We start from the raw sequence: 22,158 nt of genomic DNA on the forward strand, positions 1-22,158 counted from the left end.
GCAAGAACGCGCTGGGTAATCTACATCGTTAACAGGGTCTACCTGACGCTCTTGCGACGCCGCCAGACCACCGAAGCCAACGCAGCCAAAATCAAGCCTGGCAGTGTCGGATCGAAAGTGCCATCCGGCCGCATTGAACACCCGCCGCCACCCGCGCCAAGCGGCGATGGATTCGGGGTTTCAGTTGAAGGCGTGGTTGGAGGCGTGGTAGAAGGCGGCGGTGCCGGTGTGGGCACTGGGCAGCCGCTGACTCGGGCACCGGCCCAGTTTGCAATGTCCAGGGTATTACCGTCGCCACCGTCATTGACGAGCAGTCGCAATTCCTTTACGCCGGCAATGCTGAGCTTCACTGTTTTTCGCAAGTCGGTGCCACGCATTACACCGCTGTCGAACGCGACTTGGCCATCGAGCAGGACTTGGAACGCGACGCTGCCAGCACCCTGTGCAATGTCGTCGATGCCTACGTCTGCCAGAAAGTGCCCGGTACAGGTGCCACCAAGGTCGTAACGGATATCCGACGGGGCGTGCACGCCTATGCCTTTTGCATAGGGAATGCGTCCGAGGGAGATGGTGCTGCCATCGCCTGCGGCGGCTTCGCCGTTATTCATGTTGAGTTCAATCGGACCCTCGCCGTTGCGCGGAGTCCCGACTGGATTGAGCTCACTAAGCTGACCAAAGGGATACACATCCCGGAACACTGTTTCAGCCTGGCCAGCCGCATCCTTGACCGTGAGATAAAGCCTGAACCAGGTATTCGGCGCATCGGCCTCAAACCCCGGGACGATAACGGAACCACTCGACTGTCCAGTCGTCTCGGCCATAAATGGATGCGAATGGGTATCGTGCATGAAGTCGATACGCCAGGTAAAGGCACTCGCTGGCAGGGTACCATCTTCCGCGTCGGTGGCGGTGCCGCTGTACGTTACCGTATCCCCGGCGTTAAAACCCGCGCCGGCGGCAGGAGTGGTAATGGAAGGTACCGGAAATCTGTTGCTGGTGATCGTCAGAACCGCAGGAGCGGATGTTGCTGTCCCGAACGAATTAGTCGTCACTGCTGTGTAGATTGCCTGGTTGTCTGCAGCGGTGGTCTGGGGAATCGTGTACGAAGTTGATGTCGCGCCAGGTATGGCAACGCCGTTTCGCTGCCACTGGATGCTTGTGGCGTCAGTAGCTGCGACCGTGAAGGTAATCGGGTCCCCAAGAAATACTGTGCGCGACTGCGGGCTCTGTGTGATGCGCGGAACCTGCGAATTGGTGAAGACAATCTTGCTGACAGACCCGACATCTGCGGAGTCCCCGACGTTCTGATTTCTCGCGAGGTAATAGACGCTTCCGTCAGCCGCAACGGCCAGGTTGACCGGATTCGCGATGTCGCTGACAAAATCTGCCGCAACCGTGGGATTTGCGGGATCAAGCGTACGGATTGTTCCATTGCAAAAATCGGCAAACAGATACTTACCCGTGAACGATGCGGGAAACTGCGTGTTCAGCGGGTTGTAGAAAGCGCCGCCCGTGATTGCGCATCCAGTGGTATGCGAATAAGAAAACACCGCATTGGTATAGCGCGGATCGTTGTTATCTCCTTCATAAGCTGGCCAGCCATAGTTCACCGCTGGTTGCCCGCGATTGATCTCTTCCCAGGTTCCTGCCCCGACATCGTTGATGTACATGAGGCCGGTGCCGGGCTGGATATCAAATGCAAACGGATTCCGCAACCCGAGATTATAGTTGTAGGAATAGGCGCCGGCGGTATTGATATAGGGGTTATCTGGCGGCACCGTGCCGTCCGGATTCAACCGCAGAATCTTGCCGAAGGGGTTGGCAAGATTTTGAGAATTGGAAGTTTCGACCGGCTCGCGTAAATCCTCTTGCCCGCCTACCGCGACATACAATTTGCCGTCAGGTCCAAAACGCAACGCGCCGCCCATGTGCCATTGCACACCTGCCGGTACATTCGGTAAGCGCAGGATCAACTGTTCGCTGCCGGGGACGGCGACGTCATTGGATTCGGTAACGCGAAAGATGCGATTGTGGCTCGTTGCGCCTTCTTTCACGGTGCAATATATGTAGAGGTAATGGTTAGTCGCAAATCCGGGATCGGCAGTGATGCCCAGGCACCCACGTTCAGAAAACGAGTCGACATTAGGAACGGCATAAAAATTTCCCGGAAGAAGCGCGTCATTCTTGATCGTTCTTATGATGCCGTTCTGTTGCACGACCAGAACGCGGCCATCCGGAAGTATGGTCATTGACGTGGGACTGTTTAATCCGGTGGCAATCAGGCGATCGGCAAACCCGACGGGCACATTGGCGGCATGTACGTTGCCCAGGCACACCAATGATGCCGACGCAAACGCGGCTACTTGAATTGTGCGTACTACCCGAGCCAGAATAGAACGCGTTCTGTCATTTGACAGCTGAGTCCAACACACTCCAGTCATCACTTACCTTTCAATCAAATTATTAAAAAAGAGTGGTCGCGGCCGAGGGAGCGACTACGTGGGACAGTGACGTGAAGACGGCATGACTTGCTCTTTACGTCGTTATATTGTCGGCGCGTTTTCGTTGCCTAAGCAGGCATCGGACAAACTTGGGCCACCTTCCATACAAGCGGAAAGCAACCGATCAGCCATGCGCCGCAAGCGTCATGACATCATCTGAATGCGCTACTCACACTCTGGCTACAACTATCCAATAGGGCAAAATTTGTAACTCTTGATAAAAATAGCAAAATGACGGACAGGCAATATGATCTTGATCAGCAACATTGCTTTTCTGCAGCTTTGAGTCCGGCAAATCCACCGTTTAGCGATGGACCGATTGATCGTCAACTTTGTGCGAAATTACATGAAACCTTATTGGCAACACAGCGTACTAACCATCTTGTGTTCACCACATCGCTCAGCACAATGTCTTATACCAATCCCAACCCATAACGCACCATGAGATCGCGTCTTTTTCCGCCTGCCTGCGTTGCACTCGTCGTCAATAGCCCGCTATTGACTCCTCCTTTACAGGTTGGGATTGGTATTACTGATGAAAGGAAGCCCAATGGCTAAAAACGTGAAAAACAAGTATCCCGCGGACAAGACCGGAACGAAGTACAGCGAATTCAGGAATACCAAGCGGACTCCGCCTGGAAAGCCCCGTAGCGAAAAGGATTCCAAGCAATCCGGCAGCGTCGTCGACGCAGCTTCAAAAACACCAGCTAACGCAACCCCGCCCAGCCCATAATTTTCCAGGCGTTCATCCCTGTGTTTCTGTTATGCATGGCATAACAGAAACACAGGGGCACGCCAATGAGCAGCGCAGGATTCAGGTAAGTCAGATTCCGCAGCGCTCAGGAACAGGACGGCAAGACCCTTCTCAAGACACCCAGCTCAACCAGGTCATCCGCGCCTGTTGCGTTGCGCGTAAATGTACAACCATAGTTTGGACTCGCCACGATTCCCGGGTTCAGCACTTCGTCGCCGGCAGGCCGAATGCCGAGCTGCTCCCAGTTGACCATTGCTTCGAATGCCTCAACCTGTTCCGTGATCGTGAAATCACAATGGCCAGGAGAGCGGATTGCGCGTTGTACAAGCTATTGATCGCTGCCGTTCGTGGTGGCGCGGCGCTTATAAATCTGCTGCATGCTGAAGGGCGCGAAGGGATCTCCCAACGTGTGCAGAGTCACCACCGGGACATCAAATTGTCCGTTTACCTTCGGTACCCAGCGCAGGCCATCGGTGCGCCGCGGATTGGCAATATGCGCCACAGCTTTTCTTTGATTTCATTTTTCCTTGCCGCAAAGTCAGTGACCGGAAAGGTGGTCGCCGGGACACCGGCGAGATATTGGGCTGCAAGCTGATCAGTACCCCGAACCAGCGATCGGTCTGTGCGTTAGTATCTGCCAGCGGGCCAAACGGCAGCTTGGACTGATCGAGTGTATCGAGTGTATATACGAGGCTGTCCTGAAGACGCACAGCAGGTGCGGCCACAACCGGAGCAGGAGGAAGCACAGCTGGCGGAGCTACGGTGGCCGTTTCGCCTATTGCGGTCGGCTCATTGAGGGCTGCGGGAAATATAGTGAGAAGAAAATTAAGTTTTCTTTTCATTGTTGGCCTCTTATTTTTGATTTGAGCTGCGCTGTGTGCCGGACGTCAGCAGATATTCAGGCATATCGCCGCAACTTGGCTGGTGGCAATCTGTTCGCCATACTTGCGCATTGCCGGTTTGGACACTAACTGTATTGGAAAGATTTCTGGCTCAATGAAAATGAGCAAGGGCTGCGACAGGGCGCACGCTCAGGTAGTGATCCTCGTTGGTTTCAAAGCCCGGCATGTCTGGCAAGCGCTTCGCCGATCCGTTTGGCAAGATAGCTTGCGCGAAGCGGCTTTAGTAGATAGCGGACTTTATATCGCATGATGATGTTTTCCAGGCGCTCGATCCGTTCAGGCGCCGTCTGATTGCCCAAAACGAAAATCGGCACGTCGCCGTCGGTGCTTGCCCGGATGGAGCCGATAACATGTTCGAGTGCACGCGATTGCGGTAACCAGTCAGCCAGATAATCCAGCACGTACGCATCGAATCTTGTGGTCTGGTGCGCCTGCAATAATGAAGCAATATCGTAGAACGCCGATGCAACCAATCCGCTGTCGCGAAGTAGTCCGCATAGCGTATCGGCGAGATATTCGTCGCTGTCCAGCACAGCGACTGAAAATGGCTTTGGTTGCCAGGGCTTTGCACCAGGCCGTTCGTCCATAGGATTATTTATCCCCTACCGATATCGATATGCAATGCTGCCGGCTTTGCCGGTCCGGGCAATGCTCAACAAAACAAGGATGTAGTCCGAGGAGGAATTCAAGAGAGGTTGGCCAGGACGGTGGCCACTGCCGTTACCGTTGCCGTTTAATTGCGCCTTGGCAAATGACGAGTGCAGAGTAGAAAAAGCAAGACTCCCAGGTTCGGAGGTGAACGCTGAGAGCCTTGCCAAGATACGTTAAGAAATAATGGGGCAGGTAAGTTGACTGAATCAATTACCTTAGAACGGCAAGCCCTTATTAATGAGCAATTGAATCATCCATGCCAACATGCCGAAACTTACGCTTGCCGAAGCCATGATGCAGCCCAACCCGAGCATCCTGTCACCAGTGTTCTGACGGGAATATGCTGCACTCTTCGTTTGTTGCCAATTCTTCACCATAGCTCCATTCCATCCAGTTTGAACAATCGCAAAAGGCTTGCGTCTTTCGTGGTTCGATTACAACATGATTTGCGAGTTCCCAAGAGAACATGGAATTACAGACATTTTTTCGCATTTTATTCAATACGCCCGCGTGCCAATACAGCAAATTACGATGACTGGTTTCGTTGCGATGACCTGAGGTCCATCCATTGCAGGCAGACCTTATGTAAACGGCAACGCCTTATCGAGCATGGACTAAACGTTTAGAGGCGTACCGTGACCTGAAATTGATGCCGTCTCGGCAATATCGCCAGACTGGTATTACAGTGGCGCGGCTGCAGCCTCTGCACAATGGGATCCGTTACGCGTACTTCAAAACAAGATTTGCTGGCGGCTGATGAGCTTGGCAAAATCGTCGTCGAGAAATGGCAATATGGCGTCCGCCACAGGTTGCAGCTGACGCGTCAGATAGTGTTCGTAATCGATGGGCGAGCGCTGTGTTTCCAGTGGTTCGGGACCAGACGACGTCATGACATACCGGATCCAGCCACCATTTTGATATTGCAGCGGCCGCCCCTGATGCTGATTGTATTCGTCGGCGATTCTGGCTGCGCGCACATGTGGCGGCACGTTGCGCTGATACTCACCCAGCGGTCGACGTAGCCGTTTTCGATACACCAGCAAGGAATCGAACTCGCCGCTGATAGTGCGGTTTACATAGTCGATTACATAGTCCCGATACGCTTCACCTTTGAAAATGCGCAGATAGAGCGCTTGCTGAAACTGCTGCGCCAGGGGCGTCCAATCGGTGCGTACCGTTTCCAGTCCCCTGAACACGGTTTCTTCGCTGCCGTCAGGTTTCACCATTAAACCTGCATAGCGCTTCTTGCTGCCCAGGTCCGAACCGCGAACGGTCGGCATCAGGAAGCGCTTGTAATGGGTATCGACTTCAAGTTCGAGCGCGCTATCGAGTCCGAATTCAAGCCGCAGATGCTGATCCCACCATTGGTTGACATAGCGGACCAATGAGTCGCCAATTGCGGCGGCCTGTTCCTCCGTATGGGCATGCTTGAGCCAGACAAACGTGGAATCCGTATCACCGTAGATCACCTGATAACCCTGCTCTTCGATCAGTTTCCGGGTGCGGTGCATGATCTCGTGCCCGCGTAATGTGATCGAGGAAGCAAGCCGGGGATCAAAGAAGCGGCAACCGCTTGATCCCAAGACGCCATAGAGCGCATTCATAATGATTTTCAGCGCCTGCGACAGCGGATGATTGCGTTCGCGTTTAGCCGCTTCGCGCCCTTGCCAGATTTGCCTGACGATCTCCGGCAGGCAATGCCTGTCGCGTGAAAAGCGTGCGCCGCGAAAACCGGGCACCGTTGCGGCCTCCTCGGCATGGAGACTGCCCTCGGCCAGACCTACCGGATCGATCAGGAAGGTGCGGATGATGGAAGGGTAGAGGCTTTTGTAATCGAGCACCAGCACGGAATCGTATAAGCCGGCCCGGGAATCCATGACAAAGCCGCCAGGACTGTTTTCGCCGGCTACGTCACCGAGATTGGGCGCCACATAACCCTTTCGATGCATCTTCGGCATGTACAGATGCTCAAAGGCCGCAACCGAGCCGCCGCTACGGTCAATTGCCAGTCCGGTGACGCTCGCGCGTTCCAGCAGAAACGACATCAGTTCCGTCTTGGCAAAAATGCGCGTCACCAGTTCGCAGTCTTTGAGGTTGTAACGCGCCAGGGCAGGTTTATCCTCGCGGAAGCGGCGGTCGATTTCCGCCATTCGCTGGTAAGGATTGTCGATGGACTTGCCTTCGCCCAGCAGTGTTTGCGCCACATGTTCCAGGCTGAATGACGGAAAATTCCAGGTCGCGGACTTGAGTGCCTCAATGCCGTCGATGATCAGGCGTCCGGCCGCCGCGGCGAAAAAATGCTGCGCCTTGCCGCCATGCTCGCGCCATTCCAGTACGCTACGGTCACGTCCAAAGCGCAACGGCACATGGTAGCGCTCCGCATGCCGTTGCAGCACTCGCAAGTCAAACTGCACCACGTTCCAGCCGATAATGGCATCGGGATCATGCTGCTCGATCCACCGATTTAATTGTTCGAGCATCTGCGCATGGCTATTGCAGTATTCGAGGCGGAAATCGAGTTGATCGCTGTCGCCGTTCGAAGGCCCAAGCATGTACACCTGGCGCTGACCGCAGCCTTCCAGGGCGATCGAATACAGCTCCCCCTCTGCGCTGGTTTCAATATCCAGTGATACGAGTTTCAGGCTGGGACGGTAACCGCCCGCAGGCTTCATCTGGCTATCGATCAGCTTGCCGTTTCCGCCTGATCCAGCCTGGCCGCCAAACCATACTGGTCCGGTGATGAATCGTTCCATGAGGTAGCGTTCGGGAGGACGCACGTCTGTTTCGTATATGTCGATACCGTTCTCCCGCAAGCGTTTCTCCAGCGCCAATAACTTGCGATAGTGCCGACAATACAAGCCAAGAACCGGCCTTTGCCGAAAGTCTCGCATCGCGAGAGAGCGCAATTCGACAGCGCGTTCGCCGCTTAAGACCGCTTCCGCTTGCTCGCGTTGCTCCGCCGGGATAAACGCGACCGACGATTGCGGCGCAAGGCGGACATGGCGTGGACCATCATCGGTCGCCAGCCAGAATTCGACTTCCGTACCGGTAGCCGTATCGCGCCAGTGTCGGGTCAGAAGAAAACCCTGCATCAATTGCACCAAGGCCCCACCTTTGATAACAAATCCCGCTGCGTAACCAAGCATTCCATGCTGTTGCCCGAGTGTGTCTTATACGCCTTATGCAGACGATCCTGAATGTTAAGGCAAACCGCCGCAGCAAGAACTCATGTGCTTAGTTTGGAAAAGAGTGGTGAGCTGATCCCGACAAAGAAGATAACGTTGAGCAGCACGCTTCCCCAAAACGCCGAGCGAAATTCCGCCTTGATCGATTTGTGTCGAAGTAGCTGCTGGGCGATGATGGCACCCGGCCATCCTCCAGCGAAACCAAGAAAGATAAGCGTACTTTCCGAAATTCGCCTGCGTCCTGCCACGGCGGCAGACTTGTCGATTGCATAGGCGATAAAGCAGATAACGCTTACTATCAGATATGCCAACCCAACCCAGCCTGGGACGCGCCATACAATTGCGGCAACTGCAAACACAACAAGAAACAGCAGGATAGCAAAATAGCTTGCAGTACCCCATTGAGCGGGAGATTTATCCCGATTGGGTCTTGTCGAGCGAGATGCGCGCAGAGCCTGCACGCGCCTGGCGCGCTTCTTTCCCTCTGCATCCGACTCTACTTCGAACGAGACCGGCAAGCCAATCTCGGGTCTGCGTGAACGGTTGTCAAACGATTTGATATGGACGAAGATTTGTTGGCCACCAAGCGTCGGCTCGATAAAGCCGAAGCCTCGTTCGTCATTCCAGGATGTGAGTTTTCCTTCGAAGCGCATAGTCTGGATGCCGGTTTTAAGGTAAAGCTCGCCAAGGCATAGTGACGGTGTTCAGCGCTTCATTAATTGGTTTCATTTTTCATCTTATTTACGTGCGGTATTCGGTGATTGTAATCCCAATTCCATGCGCCGAAAGATCTGCTCGTTACTGAACCGACAGGGACCACTGTGAACGCCTTTCGCGTCGTTTTGATCATGTGACGACTGAGACCCGGCGGTGCGTCGACCACCGGGACGCCGGATGGATCAGTTCTTCGCGACCAGAAGCCGAACCGCCTTCTGGGTGAGTGGGGCGACCAGCATGACGACCGGAAGCGCAAAGAGCCATGCGGTCATCCATGCACTGGTCCACAAGCTGGCAAAGTCCGGTACTGGGCCGGTAACGCGATACGTCGAAATGCCTGAGACCAGGAGTGACATCAGTCCCGACAGAATGACCGCGAACAGGATCGGTCCAAATTTCTTAGGAATCATGCAAAGTCTCCAGATGCGTTTCAGCCGTCCGGCAGGAAATGCGATGCAGCGTTTCGGCAAAATTCTTGCCGAACATCCTGGCAGTCTTGATATCGCCTGATGCGAATGATTCAGCTGAAGTGGAATGCCCGGCCTGAGCCATCAGGCCCGACCACGATCCGAGTCGATTAACGGCCTCTTCGTAGGGCACGCCGGTGTGCTGTTCTGGCAGGAACGGGTTGCCCGCCCAGAGCATTCCATGCTGCATGCAAAACACGAACATCGACATCAGCGTTGATTGTTTATCTCCGGCAGGTAGTGAAGATACCGTGAACCCGGCGGCAAGCTTGCCTTTGAGTTGCTGCGTACGCCACAGGCGCCCGGTAGCGTCCATGAATGCCTTGAATTGGCTTGATACGCCGCCAAGGTAGGTCGGTGATCCCAATAGGTATCCGTCGAACTTAACCAGTTCATCGGGACTGTTCACGAAGTGCTCCGCCTTCAGCAAATGTACTTCGGTGTTTGAGACGCTTTTTGCGCCGTGAGCGACATGGGTTGCAATGTGTTCGGTATGCCCATGCGCGCTATGGTAAATGACAGCGAGTTTTTTCATTTCTGTGGTTCCAGACAGGGTTGAGATTGCATTAGATGAAACGGCATCGTTATCGTGAAATCCATTCGATGACGACCGCAGACAGATAGAGGCCCAAGCCAAAGACGGTGTGATTGGCCATGCTACGCAGGCAGCTCTTCAAGGGAGCGGGTGTCCTGGAGGCAGCAAAACCCAGTCCCATGGCCGGCTGCATGACAAATAAGGGAATGACCACCGTAGAAAAGCCGATTGCGACGGCTGGCAAGATGGACGGGCTCTGTATCCAGGCAGCGCCTTGCACAGCAACAAGTAATCCCGCAAAGGCAATACCAACTGCATAGTGAGTCAGCCAGCCCCATGTCACTTCACCTGAAATGGCCTGTGCCTGCCCGATGGAACGGTGTGCAAACCTGCCTCGAAACAGGTGCCCCGTCCATCGTCCGATGAATGCAAAGTTGAGTGTCTGGACGCCCATGTATCTCAACATCGTGAGCCAGACATCCATGACGACGGTGGCTCCGATACCGACGAATATGACGCGTGTAAGGACTTCGACTATGTTCATGAGGGCTCCTTTTTCGTTGACAGGGGAAAGTCTTGACCTCACTATAGAAGTTGAAGTCAACTTCAAGTCAAGGGCTTATTAATGGATATCGCTGAAGTCGCCAAGCGCGCGGGTGTTCCTGCTTCGACACTGCGCTTCTACGAGAAAAGAGGACTTATTGCGTCGGTTGGTCGACAAGGCATGCGACGTCGTTTTGCACCCGCCGTGCTGGACCAGCTGGCGCTTATTGCACTTGGTCAAGCTGCCGGATTATCCCTGGATGAAATCAGCGCCATGTTGTCGCCAAATGGTGGGCCAGTGATCGACAGGCAACTGCTTGCAGCCAAGGCTGATGAGATCGACAAAACGATTAGTCAGCTGCGAGCGGTGAGCCGAGGATTGCGACATGCCGTCGCGTGCCCGGCCCCCAGTCATGCAGAGTGCCCGACCTTTCGGCGCTTGCTGAAAGCGGCGGCGTCCGGCGCCCTGGATAGCCGGCGGCATAGCAAGGAAATTAAACGCACCGTCAAATAATGACTGAATGCCAGACAGTGATCAGCAGAGCTGCACTTTACCCAGCTAAACGCATGAATGACGGATTACAAAACCGCTTACCTTCGCATGTTTTTCAGGCACGCCAATATATTGCTGAGCTCGGTACGCAACTAGAGGAGAGAGGCTTGTCTTTTCGCAGTCCGCCGGAAGAGCCCACCAGTTGTTGCCAGTTGTTGCGGGCGTGGCTGCACGAAACAACGGTGGGCGCCTCCCTTGCCAGCCGCGGTGAACCTTAAGTTTGCTGTAATGTGGCTGCGGTATCATTCAGCCTGATTATTTCGTCACATCGCCGCGTCGGCTGGCAGCGGTCTGCCATGTATAGGCTTCTGCTGGCGGGACATAACCGGCTGAACGCCGGTGCAGCAAGTGCGCTCCCCGTCCGATCAGGGATGGATTTCTCCGCTGTTTCGCGTCACATCCTTATTTACTCCCGAAGTCTTCATGCACGTCGTGTCAATGGTCCTTATTTTTCTGCTTGCCGTGGTCGTCAGCGCCATGATAGGCCGCCTGCTGCCAATCAAGGTACCATTGCCGCTGCTGCAGATCGGCATTGGTGCACTTTTGGCCATGGCGGGTTTCCTGGTGCCGTTCGACTCCCATCTCTTCCTGCTGCTGTTCATCCCGCCGCTGCTCTTCCTCGATGGCTGGCGGCGGCGCAGTCATTGGGGGCGCCGTGACCTGGATCATCGGCTCACTCAACCGCGTTCTGGTCCGCCATACCGGCGAAGACCCGGCGGTGCAGATCATGATTAGCCTGCTGATGCCTTTTACCGCTTACATGGCAGCCGAACATTTCCATGTTTCCGGCATTCTTGCCGCGGTTGTGGCAGGTATGGCGATGCATTATGTAGCGATACCTAATACCAATCCCGAGTCATCCCCTGACATGACTTGGGATTGGCATAAAACAAAAAAGGGCGGGCAAATTTGCCACGCCCCGTTCAATATCCGGAAATCATCAATGGCTTACTGCCATCGGCTCAACTCAGCGACGTATCCGCTAAGATTGAATTAACGGATCGTTGTGCTTCGTCGGTTTACATCATCAGGAATCAGGATTCCAGGGCAGCGCGCAAAGCTTCGGCAGCCTCTTCCAGCTCTGCCAATAATGCTGCCGCAAGAAGGCCTACGTAGAGACGCGAATAAAGGGCCTTCTTTCGTTTTCTCATATTCAATTTAAATTGCTCCTTAAGGGGGGTGTAATTGCCAGACTTTGCAAATTGATGCTTCGATCCATAAAGACCGGCAGATAGTGACGTACGCATTGTCGTCCGACAGTGCAAGGATACGCTGAATTGCCGTTTCACTGCATGAGCGCTTTTCTGGAAATTGAATCATGCGGGCACACGTCCTACGGTTGCCCGCCTTATTAAATTCATCGAAAATTTCACGCTTCGTGCTCCGGCAAGTTTACCTTATATCAAACGGTATCCGGCCCGGCCCGACTATCTTGATCATGCGTTTGGGGGGGAGGCGAATATCGGTTAAGTCGCCCCGGGCTGTAATCCCGGAGTCTGCTGGACAGGGTGAAGGTTCAACTCCTTCTCCCCCCACCGATTAAGCGGAGTAACGCATTGATTCAATCGTGTATTGCCATGCGCAATGCTGCAGAGGTATGACCTGCCAATGCAGTCATGATGCGCGCATCCTCTGCATCGAATACACGGCGTTCATCATGCAGGACGATCCAGATGGTGCCCAGTGGTATCTTGTCTTCCTGATACATTGGTACGACAAGTCCTTCCGTGATGGGAACATCGGTTTCGCGCAGCCAGGCAAAATACCGCTCGGGATGAGAAAAAAGCTGAGTAGCGCCGAGTTCCAGACACACGCCGCAGGGACTTTCGTGACGCGGCGCTTTTCCGCCGACAAACGGCGCAAAACGTCCTGCCAGAGCATCCCACGAAAAAGCTTCTTCGCCGTCGGACTCGCACAACAGGCTCACGCCTGTGGAATCTGCATTACAGAGTACCAAAGCCTGCTCGCATATGGTTTGCAGGATGGCGGCGCGCCCATATGTCGTACGTCGCGCGATCGTCGTGAAGCCTCTGCGTTCGCCAAAAACATCAGGCCTTCTGCTTTTGCGCGACTTAAGCTCGCCCGTGATGAGAACATCTTGTAGTTTCATATGGCAATTCTTTAAAGAACTTCGCGGGTGGAATCTCTTGTAATAAGTAACAATTATGCAATAAGACCCGTTCGTTATTCATATTTTACGAAAAAAAGTAAGCGTTCGGTCTGACCAAGGTTCGCCCAAAGTGTGGAGATATGTCGCCGCATTCGATTGCAGCTACACCCCGCAGTACTGGATTGCAGGCGAGCAGACATCATTCGCCAACCAGGATAGACCATCTATGTGGCAGGATAACTCAACATGCAAGCGGCATCTTGCATGGCAATCTTGATCAAACCAGACCGCTGCTTTGGAGTATCAAAAATACAATGCATATCTTGAGTCGATAAACAGGTGTCGCAGATCACTGTTCTTCAAAAAAGCTTAGGGAAAAGAACAATTGCGGTTAAGTCGTAAGCGTAAGGTCTTGCTTTCAATTACCCATGGTTTCTACCGCTAGCTCATATCCAAGCTCGATTTCAGTCAGACGTGACAGTCCACGCCAGATCACCATGTTGCCAGGTGGTGGATCATGGGTGCGCCCCAAGTAGCCGCCAAGACAGGCGAGTTTGCGCAGGTAGACTGACAGGTCCGGTGTTGTCTCGGCAGGTCCTCGTACAAGTCGATCAAGCAGTTTTACTTCTTGTGTGGTGAATGCTAGTGTGGCCGGTAGAGGACTACCTGCACGCTGCACCATAGTCGTCCAGAAGATCCGCCACCCCAGGATGCAGTAGAGTCCAATCAGGTTGACCAAACGTTCCGAAGTACGTAGCTTCGACTGCTCTACCTTGCAGCCTGATTTCATGATCTTGTGGAACGTCTCGATCTTCCAGCGCATTGCATACCACTGCAGCTTCTCGATTGCTTGCGCACGCGATGTGACCGGCAAATCGGTGAGAAGCTTCCAATCGATACGGTCTCGGCCGACTGGTTTGCTGGGTTCTGTCGCCTGCAGTACCGTTAACGTCAGTGCAGGATACTTCGCCTGCTTGCCAATGGGGGGCAGCAAATGGATCCGCTTGAAGCGCAATTCGAGTACCGCCTTCGATACGTTGCCATGGCGATCACAAACGTCGATGCGGTGTAAGCCGTGGACCTGCACCTCTTCCATCTCGTCAGCAACGGTATGGCGAGCGTCGCCAGCAAGGCGATCAACACACGTGCGTACCAGGAAATGGGTGCCGAGTTGATGTGCGAGGCAGAAGAGTTCATAGATATCGCTCTCTCGATCACCAATATGCACGCAGCGACTGGCAGTACCGCACAAGACAGTCGAACGGCGAAGATTATCGAGCCAGCGAAAGCTTTTCTTGGTCTCAATTGGCACCCGTGTCGGATTGATCTTGCGCTTGAGCGCCGTGCAGCCGTTAAATTCCGTACGACTCCAGAACTTGACTGCAGTTAGCCCCAATGGCAATCCTTCTGGCGTCACAGCGAGGCTGAAATGCATCAGAATGCCGCATAGCGCACATGTCCGGTGTCGTCCGTTTTTATCCTTGCCGACATAGTTTTTGTACGTGATGCCAATGGGCTGTTGGTCGTCGCGCTGAAACGTAAAGGTTGTGGTGTCATGCAAAATCAAGACAGGGCCAGTTGTCGCGTTGAAGCGTTCGCCCGTCGCACGAAAATGTCCTTCTAGAATGATGTCTTCATGAACATGAGCATTGCCTAGAAATCGATAGGCTGCCTTGGTATTGGCCCAGTCCTGACATGCCATCGGAATGCTCTGGCCCAGATGGCTCCAGAGTTGGCCCGCTAACTCCTGCAAGCGCCTTGCCAGGCGCACATCGAAAAAGTGAAAGCCATCTAATTCATTCGCCAGCCACCCCGGCACGTGGGTACGACCAACCTGTTGCCACGCTTCCATCACGGCCTCCTGCCAACTATTCTTCCTTCAGGCTAGACCGCGTCAACCGCAATGTCAAAAAGCGTGGGTAATTGAAAGTCAGACCGGACGCTTACGTTAAGTCTGTTCCCGTGGCGGTCTTAAAGTACTCAAACATAAGACTGGTCGATCGTCCTTATTAAATCTAGGTATATCCCTGAATGGAAGAAAAACAAAACACGCGAAGCCGGCATCGGATCGAGTTTGAGTCAATGCGCTTGCAAGTGGGAACCCGCTTGCAAGTCCTTACCGTGCTGGACATCAAGCCAGTTCAAACTTTTTCCACCTTGATCGGATACGTGAAGAATGACTACCTTATTCTGAAAACGCCATTCGGTGACAAGGGATCCGTGACTTTTCGGGAAGGTGGGAAGTTAAGCATTCGTGTGTTTTCAGGTGTAAGCGTCTGCACTTTTGATGTCACGATCCAGCGTATCTTCGGCGCTCCGCTTCACTATATTCATGTCTCGTTTCCTGACACGATCCTGGCAAGCAATCTGCGCACAGCAATGCGCGTTCAGATGAATCTTCCCGCCACCGTGAGCACGTCTGGATCGAACGCGTTGTCGGATACGCCCGCCATACTGAGAAATCTAAGCGTATCGGGCGCGCTCATCGAATCCGTGACAGAGTTAGGCAACGAAGGCACAACACTCAGCATCTCGTTCGACACACAAGGCATGGTCGAAGTGGATGGTCTCGACACAGCAATTACCGCGCAAGCCATCATCAGGAATAGCAGTATGCGCCAGGAAGATGAGTCGGGCGATTCGAGCCGCTTTTACTGCGGTGTCGAATTCTTGGATCTCGATCCCACGCATCAGCTCATCTTCCACACGTTGACGTACCAGGCCGTGATCGAAGACAGGCAAAAAATCGTATAAGCAAGCTAGGCTTCTTAGTTCTATCGCGACCAGGAAAGGCAACCAGGTGTCCTTGCCAGTCGAGAGTCATGCGACGACGGTGTATCGCTATGTCAGCTTCCATACAATGCAAACGCCAGGAGACGGGGCGATACCGGCAACTTTGGTAGAGATACAGCCTCTAACGATCTTCTTCAGGCAAAGTGGAGTATGACAGTCATGAACAGCAATCAATCAACAAGCACGAGCGCCGGCCCCCAGCAAAGCGGGGGTAACCCTATGCCTGATTCGACAGACGATTCCGACAGCAGGTTGCAGGTCGAAAATCCCACACCGGTGACAGCAACCGGCGCAGGGGCAGCGCGGAAAACTCATCAGGAAGCCTCATCCGGCGATAGCGCCCGGGACGCTGTAGACAACCCAGGCAACTCTGCTATCGTCGGCGCGGCGGCAGGGGAAAAGATGTCTGGCAGCAAAGGCGGACCCGGTTTAGGCTCAGCTGCCTCGGCGGACGATACTCGCACTGGCACCGGTATTTCCAGTGGCGGCGGGCGCAATACCTGATCATAGTGTTTTTCGCGACTTCAGAGCAACGGCATGAGACGACAGTCATTTGGCAAAACGGTCGGCTATGGCCGTTGCTAAGCCGACATGCCTGCGGCGCAATCGGTATCCTCCGATTGACAACCGACTATTGACGACTCGGTACCGGATGCTCAAAAAGTTTTTATCTCGGCGGATTCTCGTCAGGCAAGGGATAAGCATCGGCAACATAGGCATGTCCCTTCATGACCATGACGATAAAGCACACCAGGCCGCCGGTCAGAACAATCTGGCAATGCAAGAATATAAGGCCGATGCCTACGTAGTAGGCTTGCTCCATTTGCTTGAGACCAAGACCGAGTACGCCCGATTTCGCCAGCAGCATGAAGCTCGCAATACAAACCAGACCTACTATCAGGATAGTCGGCAGTTTTCTGAGTAGCGTCCACTCAAGCCCCGATGGGCATCGCTTTGAACCGGGTAAGCGTTTCATGAGACCGATTTTATTTCAGCAATATCATTTAGACGGCATCGCTGAAAATTGGTTTGCTGTTTTGCCATTCTCATTTCTTGAGTCCGGCTGCTTCGTTATAACCCGTGCATCATCGAAACCGGCTAGGATGTCTGCTTTACCAACTCCCCCGGAGTCTCAATGTTTAATAAAGGAAAGATCTCCTCCGATCTGCAGTTAAAGAAGGAGACCCTGGAGGCGATCGGCTACGTCTTCGACAGCATTTCCAAAAAGTCTGGCTGGACTTGGTCTGCGCAGCTGAATGAGTCGATGGAACACTTTTCGAGCGAAAGCGAAGCGATACAGGATGCATGGAACAACGCAGGAGAACGGACCCAATCTGTACTGAGCATCCCCGCCGAGACATGGGACCGCATGTCGAGCAAGGAACAGAAAGAGATGATTCTGGAAGCGTTGGCCGTGGACTGATCGCGCCGCCATGATGACTGAGGAAACTTTAAACCGTTCCTTTTCGATAGGGAACAACGCGGTCCTATTCTGCCGGATCGTTGCGCGCGACAATTGCGCGCACGGCTTCAGTCGCGCTCAGGTTGATCGCTTCATGCGGTACTGACGGCGGTATGAAAAGAAAGTCTCCTGGCTCGCTGATGACGGACTCTGCAAGACCCTCTCCATAACGCGTTTCGACGCGTCCCTCAAGCACATACCTGAACCCGGCAATAATTCAGAGCGATGATAAACCAGCCACCGCAGGTTGGCACATTGGCGCATTGATTCATGCCTGGCCTTGTGCTGTTGTCATGGGACGCTGGCGTGTGCAAATCAATGAGGTGGTGTTGCAAACAGGTCAGCACCGCACCATGTTCCCGTCATCTCTGCGGGATCGCAAAACATTCGTCCAGACGGCAACTAAGCTGAGAGTAAGGGACATCAATGTGAGGCGCCGCATGAAGCAAAGAAGCAAACACATTCTCTCCGGCTTGGCCGGAATGGCCGGAATGGCAGGCACGGTATGGCTGGGTCTGTTTGCGACGCTCTCCGCCAGACAACATAGATTGATATTCAACCCAATTCGTGTCAAAGAAGTCGAGCGTCCAAGAAGTGCCAGTCATCGTACTCGCTCGATTGTCTTGCGCAGCAAGGATGGGACAAGGCTATGTGGCTGGCTTTTGACGCCGAAGGCACCAGGCCCGCATCCAGCGGCGATCTATTTTGGCGGACGCTCGGAAGAGGTCTCCTGGGTGGCGCGAGACGCTGGAACCATGTGCCCGGACATGACGGTTCTGGTGATGAACTATCGGGGCTATGGCGATTCCGATGGCATTCCGGCCGAGCGGCACCTGGTCGAAGATGGGCAGATGCTGTTCGACTGGCTGGCCGAACACAGGCGTGTTGATCCCGGGAGAATTGCTGTCATTGGTCGCAGCCTCGGTTCAGGCGTCGCTTTGCAGGTGGCGGCGCAGCGTCCTGCCGCTGCCGCTGTGCTGATTACGCCCTACGACTCTATCCTGGCGATTGCCAAGCGTCGCTTCAAGACGATCCCGGTTTCGCTGGTGCTCAGGCATCGGTTTGAGTCGATCAAGCACGCGTCGCAGGTCGTAGGGCCGGTCCTGGTCCTGCGCGCCGAGAATGACAGCGTCATACCGCGCTCGCACACGGATCTGCTGGTATCGAAGCTCGCCAGCGTGCAGGTCGACCAGACCGTGCCAGGATCGGATCACTTCAATATTCCCTATCTTGCCGACACACAGCAGCGGATTGCGGGGTTTCTTCATGCACGCCTTTTCAGCGCGGAACAGAAAGTGCCCGCGATATCATCGCTGCTTACCTTGATTGGTCAATAAAGACCTTTCGGGACGGACCGAGCCGGACGCATAAAAAAAGCCCGCTGGCCAATTCAGGTAGCGGGCTGAAAATGCTTCATTACAGGGATTCTTAATGCATCTATAGATTAAACCCGGTTTCGAGAGATGTCTTGGCTTGCGTCAATCCGGATACGTCTGCTTACATTTTTGACATGCTCCTTACATTCAGGCGCGTTTTTATTACGCTGCTTGCTTAAATCAGGAACCACGTATAGTCCGCTTCGTTATCGGGTTCCCGCTTCCAGTTTTTCCGGTCTTCCGTCGCCGATTCATCCTCTGGCGAACGGCGTGTCACGCGAAATTTCATCTTGTCCATACGGTATTCACCGGTTGGCATGTTGCCCGTCATCTCACGGCGCGCTTTGTCAAAATCGTTTTGCATAGGGTTCCTTCTGAATTATTTCATGCTGCATCAGGCACAACCCCGGACTACTACAAGGGAATACGCCATACCGTCAGATTAGGCCGTGCTGCAAAATCTGATATCGAAAACATCAAACGGCAGGCTGAGCAAAAACAAAGAATCGCCGGCATGTGGACCAATGGAGATGGTGGTGCAAGTACGTGCGCCGTTCGCACTGTCGCAGTGCGAAGACGCCATCGTCATGCGCTGTGTTGAGGCACAACACCCCAAGGTGATGCAAAAAATCCGTCATTCCATGCTGAAAACCGGCACAAGTGGTATGGCATGCCGATTGCTAAAGTCAGTTCAAAGCAATAGCGCTTAGTAGTACTACGCCCAACGTCGGGCGAGCATTGGACAAGGGTGTCCCGTGCATTGAAGCAGCAGCCTGCCGGCTGGTGCCAGGATGCGCGTACAGCTATGGATAACGGATGTTAATTAAAGCGAATTGCATAGGCAGCTTCCGCGTATTGGCGGCTTTGATGCAAGCCACTCACATTGTTTGGAACCTGTTTTCGTCCCGTCTCCTCAGCAGGATCATTGATACCTCCACCGACACGGTGGCTGGTATATCCGCCGCTACACCTGCCGGGCATGTTTTCTGCCGCCGGCCCAATTCGCCCCTCGCCCAAAGTTCAAAAATGATGCAGCTCTGCTGACGTCACCAATATTCACGTCCAAGGAAACGCTATGAAAGTCCTCGTCATTGGCCACGGCATGGTAGGTCACAAATTTCTGGAAAGTCTGGACGAAGCCAACATCCGTGATGCGGAAGTGACCGTACTCTGCGAAGAGCCGCGCGCCGCCTACGACCGGGTTCATCTGTCCGAATTCTTTGCGGGAAAATCGGCAGCCGATCTGTCGCTCGTATCCGCGGACTTCTTCAATCGTGACAACCTGCTGCTCAAACTGAACACACGTGCCACCGCCATTGACCGTCACAACAAGACAGTCACGGTAAGCACGGGCGAAACCCTGTCTTACGACAAACTGATCATTGCCACCGGATCGTATCCCTTTGTGCCGCCTGTTCCCGGCAAGGACCGTCAGGACTGCTTTGTCTACCGCACGATTGAAGACCTCGAAGCCATGCTCGAATGCGGCAGTCGTTCAACAAGCGGCGTTGTTATCGGCGGCGGCTTGCTTGGCCTCGAATGCGCGAAGGCACTGCGTGACATGAATCTGCTCACCCACGTTGTCGAATTTTCGCCGCGCCTGATGGCAGTTCAGGTGGATGACGCCGGCGGTCGCATGCTGCGCAAGAAAATCGAAGACCTCGGTGTGCAGGTACATATCCAGAAGAATACCGTCGAGATCGTGGATGGCGAAAGCGCACGGCATCGCATGGTGTTTGCCGACGGTACGCACCTTGAGACAGACATGATCGTCTTTTCCGCCGGCATTCGCCCGCGTGACGAACTGGCACGCGAAAGCGCTCTCTCCGTCGGACCACGTGGAGGCATTGTCATCGATAACTTTTGTCGTACGTCCGATCCGGATGTCTATGCGATCGGCGAATGCGCATTGTGGAACGGCCAGATCTTTGGCCTGGTTGCACCAGGCTACGACATGGCGCGTGTCGCGGCCAAACATCTCGCCGGCGAGGCGGCTGAGTTTGCCGGTGCCGACATGAGTACCAAGCTCAAGCTGATGGGCGTTGATGTCGCCAGTATCGGCGACGCCATGGGCACCAGTGCCGGCAGCCGTGCATATCAGTTTGCCGACGAACGCAAGCAGGTCTACAAGAAAATTGTCGTGTCCGATTGCGGCAAGCATCTCCTCGGCGCAGTGCTGATTGGCGACGCCACCGAATACGGCACGCTGCAACAGATGATGCTGAACCGGATTGAACTGCCAACTGATCCCGAGTTCCTGATTCTGCCGCAAAGCGATGGCAAGGCTAAACCCGGCCTGGGTGTGGACGCGCTACCGGCTTCCGCGCAGATCTGCTCCTGCAACAATGTGTCGAAGGGGCAGTTGTGCGAAGCGGTTGCGGGCGGGATCACGACGATTGGCGAACTCAAGTCCTGCACCAAAGCCGGTACCGCCTGCGGCGGATGCGTTCCGCTGGTGACGCAGGTCATGAAAGCGGAAATGAAAAAGCAGGGCCTTGCGGTAAACAATCACTTATGTGAACACTTTGCGTACTCGCGCCAGGAGTTGTTCCATCTGATTCGCGTCGGCGAAATCAAGACTTTCGATACGCTACTGGAAACACATGGCAAAGGCTTGGGTTGCGATATTTGCAAGCCCGTTGTGGCAAGCATCTTTGCATCTTGCTGGAATGATTTCGTCCTCAAGAAAGAGCATGCCAGTTTGCAGGATTCGAATGATTATTTCCTCGGAAATATTCAAAAGGACGGCACCTATTCCGTTGTGCCGCGGATGCAGGGTGGCGAAGTAACGCCCGACGGATTGATTGCAGTAGGACAGGTCGCCAAGAAATACGGCTTGTACACCAAGATCACTGGCGGACAGCGGGTCGACCTGTTCGGCGCCCGTGTCGACCAATTACCGGCCATCTGGGAAGAGTTGATCGATGCCGGCTTCGAATCCGGCCACGCTTACGGCAAATCGCTGCGTACGGTCAAATCCTGCGTGGGATCGACCTGGTGCCGCTATGGTGTCGACGACAGCGTCGGTCTCGCGATCGAACTCGAGAACCGCTACAAGGGATTGCGCGCGCCGCACAAGATCAAGTTCGGCGTGTCCGGCTGCACACGCGAATGCGCCGAGGCACAGGGCAAGGATGTCGGCGTGATCGCAACCGAAAAGGGCTGGAACCTCTATGTCTGCGGCAATGGCGGCATGAAGCCGCGCCATGCCGAATTGCTGGCATCGGACCTGTCGAAGGAAGACCTCGTCCGCTACATTGACCGCTTCTTGATGTTCTATATCCGTACCGCGGACCGCCTGCAGCGCACCAGCGTCTGGCGCGACAACCTGGAAGGCGGCCTCGATTATCTGAAGGAAGTCGTAATCCAGGACAAGCTCGGCATGGCGGCCGAACTTGAGGCGCACATGCAGCATGTGGTCGACACCTACGAGTGTGAATGGAAGAACGCTGTCACCGATCCGGAAACCCGCAAGCGTTTCCGCCAGTTCGTCAACAGTGACCAGCCGGACCAGAACGTCGTGTTCGTGGAAGAGCGCGGTCAGATTCGTCCTGCCACGCCGGATGAACGCAAAGTCACCATTCCCATCATCGCAAAAGCAGCCTGAGG

General features: G+C 54.3%; 21 protein-coding genes, 1 tRNA gene and 1 pseudogene. 10 read left to right on the forward strand and 13 right to left on the reverse strand.

The window, feature by feature from the left end:
- Positions 1-38: 38 nt before the first annotated feature.
- Complete coding sequence (locus tag ASE07_RS24960) at positions 39-2,336, reverse strand: PQQ-dependent sugar dehydrogenase (protein ID WP_057293525.1); 2,298 nt, start codon at positions 2,334-2,336, stop codon at positions 39-41.
- A gap of 929 nt (positions 2,337-3,265) precedes the next feature.
- Here ASE07_RS24960 and ASE07_RS30540 point away from each other — a divergent pair.
- Complete coding sequence (locus tag ASE07_RS30540; protein ID WP_327196073.1) at positions 3,266-3,850, forward strand: hypothetical protein; 585 nt, start codon at positions 3,266-3,268, stop codon at positions 3,848-3,850.
- A gap of 459 nt (positions 3,851-4,309) precedes the next feature.
- On the opposite strand, the gene ASE07_RS24970 is transcribed toward ASE07_RS30540, so the two are convergent.
- From ASE07_RS24970 to ASE07_RS24995, 6 genes are all read right to left on the reverse strand, one after another.
- On the reverse strand, positions 4,310-4,744 hold the full coding sequence (locus tag ASE07_RS24970; protein ID WP_057293527.1) for a response regulator transcription factor: 435 nt from the start codon (positions 4,742-4,744) through the stop codon (positions 4,310-4,312).
- A gap of 795 nt (positions 4,745-5,539) precedes the next feature.
- Positions 5,540-7,900, reverse strand: a complete 2,361-nt coding sequence (locus tag ASE07_RS24975) for a DNA polymerase II (RefSeq protein ID WP_235548617.1) — start codon at positions 7,898-7,900, stop codon at positions 5,540-5,542.
- A gap of 134 nt (positions 7,901-8,034) precedes the next feature.
- The gene (locus ASE07_RS24980) at positions 8,035-8,646 is read right to left on the reverse strand and encodes a DUF1294 domain-containing protein (RefSeq protein WP_057293528.1); all 612 of its coding nucleotides are present in this window, start codon (positions 8,644-8,646) and stop codon (positions 8,035-8,037) included.
- A 246-nt stretch (positions 8,647-8,892) separates the two neighbouring features.
- Positions 8,893-9,120: a DUF2798 domain-containing protein gene (locus tag ASE07_RS24985; protein ID WP_057293529.1), complete on the reverse strand. Its 228-nt coding sequence runs from the start codon at positions 9,118-9,120 to the stop codon at positions 8,893-8,895.
- Positions 9,110-9,712 (reverse strand): flavodoxin family protein, encoded by a 603-nt coding sequence (locus tag ASE07_RS24990; RefSeq protein WP_057293530.1) that lies wholly within the window; start codon positions 9,710-9,712, stop codon positions 9,110-9,112. The genes ASE07_RS24985 and ASE07_RS24990 overlap by 11 nt, the downstream gene beginning before the upstream one ends.
- Before the next feature lie 49 nt (positions 9,713-9,761).
- Positions 9,762-10,256, reverse strand: a complete 495-nt coding sequence (locus ASE07_RS24995) for a DUF2938 domain-containing protein (protein WP_057293531.1) — start codon at positions 10,254-10,256, stop codon at positions 9,762-9,764.
- Positions 10,257-10,337: 81 nt separating this feature from the next.
- Between ASE07_RS24995 and ASE07_RS25000 the strand changes: the two genes are divergently transcribed.
- Positions 10,338-10,769, forward strand: coding sequence for a helix-turn-helix domain-containing protein (locus ASE07_RS25000; RefSeq protein ID WP_057293532.1), 432 nt, complete (start codon positions 10,338-10,340; stop codon positions 10,767-10,769).
- Between the two features lie 474 nt (positions 10,770-11,243).
- On the opposite strand, the gene ASE07_RS30170 is transcribed toward ASE07_RS25000, so the two are convergent.
- Positions 11,244-11,453 carry a hypothetical protein gene (locus ASE07_RS30170; RefSeq protein ID WP_057293533.1) on the reverse strand — a complete coding sequence of 70 codons (210 nt, stop codon included), beginning with the start codon at positions 11,451-11,453 and terminating at the stop codon, positions 11,244-11,246.
- 10 nt (positions 11,454-11,463) lie between these two features.
- Here ASE07_RS30170 and ASE07_RS30175 point away from each other — a divergent pair, with 10 nt between their 5' ends.
- Positions 11,464-11,805 carry a cation:proton antiporter domain-containing protein gene (locus tag ASE07_RS30175; protein ID WP_057293534.1) on the forward strand — a complete coding sequence of 114 codons (342 nt, stop codon included), beginning with the start codon at positions 11,464-11,466 and terminating at the stop codon, positions 11,803-11,805.
- A 449-nt stretch (positions 11,806-12,254) separates the two neighbouring features.
- Positions 12,255-12,343 (forward strand) — tRNA-Tyr (locus ASE07_RS29170).
- 26 nt (positions 12,344-12,369) lie between these two features.
- Here ASE07_RS29170 and ASE07_RS25015 read toward each other — a convergent pair.
- Together ASE07_RS25015 and ASE07_RS25020 are read right to left on the reverse strand one after the other, a co-directional pair.
- Positions 12,370-12,918, reverse strand: a complete 549-nt coding sequence (locus ASE07_RS25015) for a GAF domain-containing protein (protein ID WP_057293535.1) — start codon at positions 12,916-12,918, stop codon at positions 12,370-12,372.
- A 418-nt stretch (positions 12,919-13,336) separates the two neighbouring features.
- A complete protein-coding gene (locus ASE07_RS25020; protein WP_057293536.1) occupies positions 13,337-14,770 on the reverse strand; it encodes an IS4 family transposase in 1,434 nt (477 codons plus the stop codon).
- Positions 14,771-14,949: 179 nt separating this feature from the next.
- Between ASE07_RS25020 and ASE07_RS25025 the strand changes: the two genes are divergently transcribed.
- Both ASE07_RS25025 and ASE07_RS25030 read left to right on the forward strand, forming a co-directional pair.
- Complete coding sequence (locus ASE07_RS25025; RefSeq protein ID WP_082584475.1) at positions 14,950-15,672, forward strand: flagellar brake domain-containing protein; 723 nt, start codon at positions 14,950-14,952, stop codon at positions 15,670-15,672.
- 258 nt (positions 15,673-15,930) lie between these two features.
- Positions 15,931-16,215: a hypothetical protein gene (locus ASE07_RS25030; RefSeq protein ID WP_057293538.1), complete on the forward strand. Its 285-nt coding sequence runs from the start codon at positions 15,931-15,933 to the stop codon at positions 16,213-16,215.
- A gap of 163 nt (positions 16,216-16,378) precedes the next feature.
- On the opposite strand, the gene ASE07_RS25035 is transcribed toward ASE07_RS25030, so the two are convergent.
- The gene (locus ASE07_RS25035; RefSeq protein WP_057293539.1) at positions 16,379-16,579 is read right to left on the reverse strand and encodes a hypothetical protein; all 201 of its coding nucleotides are present in this window, start codon (positions 16,577-16,579) and stop codon (positions 16,379-16,381) included.
- A 267-nt stretch (positions 16,580-16,846) separates the two neighbouring features.
- Here ASE07_RS25035 and ASE07_RS25040 point away from each other — a divergent pair, with 267 nt between their 5' ends.
- On the forward strand, positions 16,847-17,134 hold the full coding sequence (locus ASE07_RS25040; protein ID WP_057293540.1) for a hypothetical protein: 288 nt from the start codon (positions 16,847-16,849) through the stop codon (positions 17,132-17,134).
- A gap of 64 nt (positions 17,135-17,198) precedes the next feature.
- Here ASE07_RS25040 and ASE07_RS25045 read toward each other — a convergent pair.
- Positions 17,199-17,372 (reverse strand): annotated as a pseudogene (locus ASE07_RS25045) (cupin domain-containing protein); the annotation flags it as partial.
- 241 nt (positions 17,373-17,613) lie between these two features.
- On the opposite strand from ASE07_RS25045, the gene ASE07_RS25050 reads away from it, so the two are divergent.
- Positions 17,614-18,510, forward strand: coding sequence for an alpha/beta hydrolase (locus ASE07_RS25050; protein ID WP_057293756.1), 897 nt, complete (start codon positions 17,614-17,616; stop codon positions 18,508-18,510).
- A 214-nt stretch (positions 18,511-18,724) separates the two neighbouring features.
- Here ASE07_RS25050 and ASE07_RS25055 read toward each other — a convergent pair whose 3' ends face one another.
- A complete protein-coding gene (locus ASE07_RS25055) occupies positions 18,725-18,913 on the reverse strand; it encodes a hypothetical protein (RefSeq protein WP_057293541.1) in 189 nt (62 codons plus the stop codon).
- Positions 18,914-18,998: 85 nt separating this feature from the next.
- On the opposite strand from ASE07_RS25055, the gene ASE07_RS25060 reads away from it, so the two are divergent.
- Positions 18,999-19,259, forward strand: a complete 261-nt coding sequence (locus ASE07_RS25060) for a hypothetical protein (RefSeq protein ID WP_057293542.1) — start codon at positions 18,999-19,001, stop codon at positions 19,257-19,259.
- 365 nt (positions 19,260-19,624) lie between these two features.
- Complete coding sequence (nirB, locus tag ASE07_RS25065) at positions 19,625-22,156, forward strand: nitrite reductase large subunit NirB (protein WP_057293543.1); 2,532 nt, start codon at positions 19,625-19,627, stop codon at positions 22,154-22,156.
- Positions 22,157-22,158 lie beyond the last annotated feature (2 nt).

Origin of the sequence: Noviherbaspirillum sp. Root189 (assembly GCF_001428545.1) — a bacterium.
Classification (GTDB): domain Bacteria; phylum Pseudomonadota; class Gammaproteobacteria; order Burkholderiales; family Burkholderiaceae_D; genus Noviherbaspirillum.

Bases quoted from the DNA above. Each gene is read 5' to 3' on its own strand.
- ASE07_RS25020 (WP_057293536.1), bottom strand. From the start codon at position 14,770: ATGGAAGCGTGGCAACAGGTTGGTCGTACCCACGTGCCGGGGTGGCTG.
- ASE07_RS25035 (WP_057293539.1), bottom strand. From the start codon at position 16,579: ATGCTGCTGGCGAAATCGGGCGTACTCGGTCTTGGTCTCAAGCAAATG.
- ASE07_RS24985 (WP_057293529.1), bottom strand. From the start codon at position 9,120: ATGATTCCTAAGAAATTTGGACCGATCCTGTTCGCGGTCATTCTGTCG.
- ASE07_RS24975 (WP_235548617.1), bottom strand. From the start codon at position 7,900: ATGCAGGGTTTTCTTCTGACCCGACACTGGCGCGATACGGCTACCGGT.
- ASE07_RS25050 (WP_057293756.1), top strand. From the start codon at position 17,614: ATGAAGCAAAGAAGCAAACACATTCTCTCCGGCTTGGCCGGAATGGCC.
- ASE07_RS25000 (WP_057293532.1), top strand. From the start codon at position 10,338: ATGGATATCGCTGAAGTCGCCAAGCGCGCGGGTGTTCCTGCTTCGACA.
- ASE07_RS24990 (WP_057293530.1), bottom strand. From the start codon at position 9,712: ATGAAAAAACTCGCTGTCATTTACCATAGCGCGCATGGGCATACCGAA.
- ASE07_RS30170 (WP_057293533.1), bottom strand. From the start codon at position 11,453: ATGACTGCGCCGCCGCCAGCCATCGAGGAAGAGCAGCGGCGGGATGAA.
- ASE07_RS30540 (WP_327196073.1), top strand. From the start codon at position 3,266: ATGCATGGCATAACAGAAACACAGGGGCACGCCAATGAGCAGCGCAGG.
- ASE07_RS25030 (WP_057293538.1), top strand. From the start codon at position 15,931: ATGCCTGATTCGACAGACGATTCCGACAGCAGGTTGCAGGTCGAAAAT.
- ASE07_RS24995 (WP_057293531.1), bottom strand. From the start codon at position 10,256: ATGAACATAGTCGAAGTCCTTACACGCGTCATATTCGTCGGTATCGGA.
- ASE07_RS24970 (WP_057293527.1), bottom strand. From the start codon at position 4,744: ATGGACGAACGGCCTGGTGCAAAGCCCTGGCAACCAAAGCCATTTTCA.
- ASE07_RS24980 (WP_057293528.1), bottom strand. From the start codon at position 8,646: ATGCGCTTCGAAGGAAAACTCACATCCTGGAATGACGAACGAGGCTTC.
- ASE07_RS25015 (WP_057293535.1), bottom strand. From the start codon at position 12,918: ATGAAACTACAAGATGTTCTCATCACGGGCGAGCTTAAGTCGCGCAAA.
- ASE07_RS25055 (WP_057293541.1), bottom strand. From the start codon at position 18,913: ATGCAAAACGATTTTGACAAAGCGCGCCGTGAGATGACGGGCAACATG.
- nirB (WP_057293543.1), top strand. From the start codon at position 19,625: ATGAAAGTCCTCGTCATTGGCCACGGCATGGTAGGTCACAAATTTCTG.
- ASE07_RS25025 (WP_082584475.1), top strand. From the start codon at position 14,950: ATGGAAGAAAAACAAAACACGCGAAGCCGGCATCGGATCGAGTTTGAG.
- ASE07_RS25040 (WP_057293540.1), top strand. From the start codon at position 16,847: ATGTTTAATAAAGGAAAGATCTCCTCCGATCTGCAGTTAAAGAAGGAG.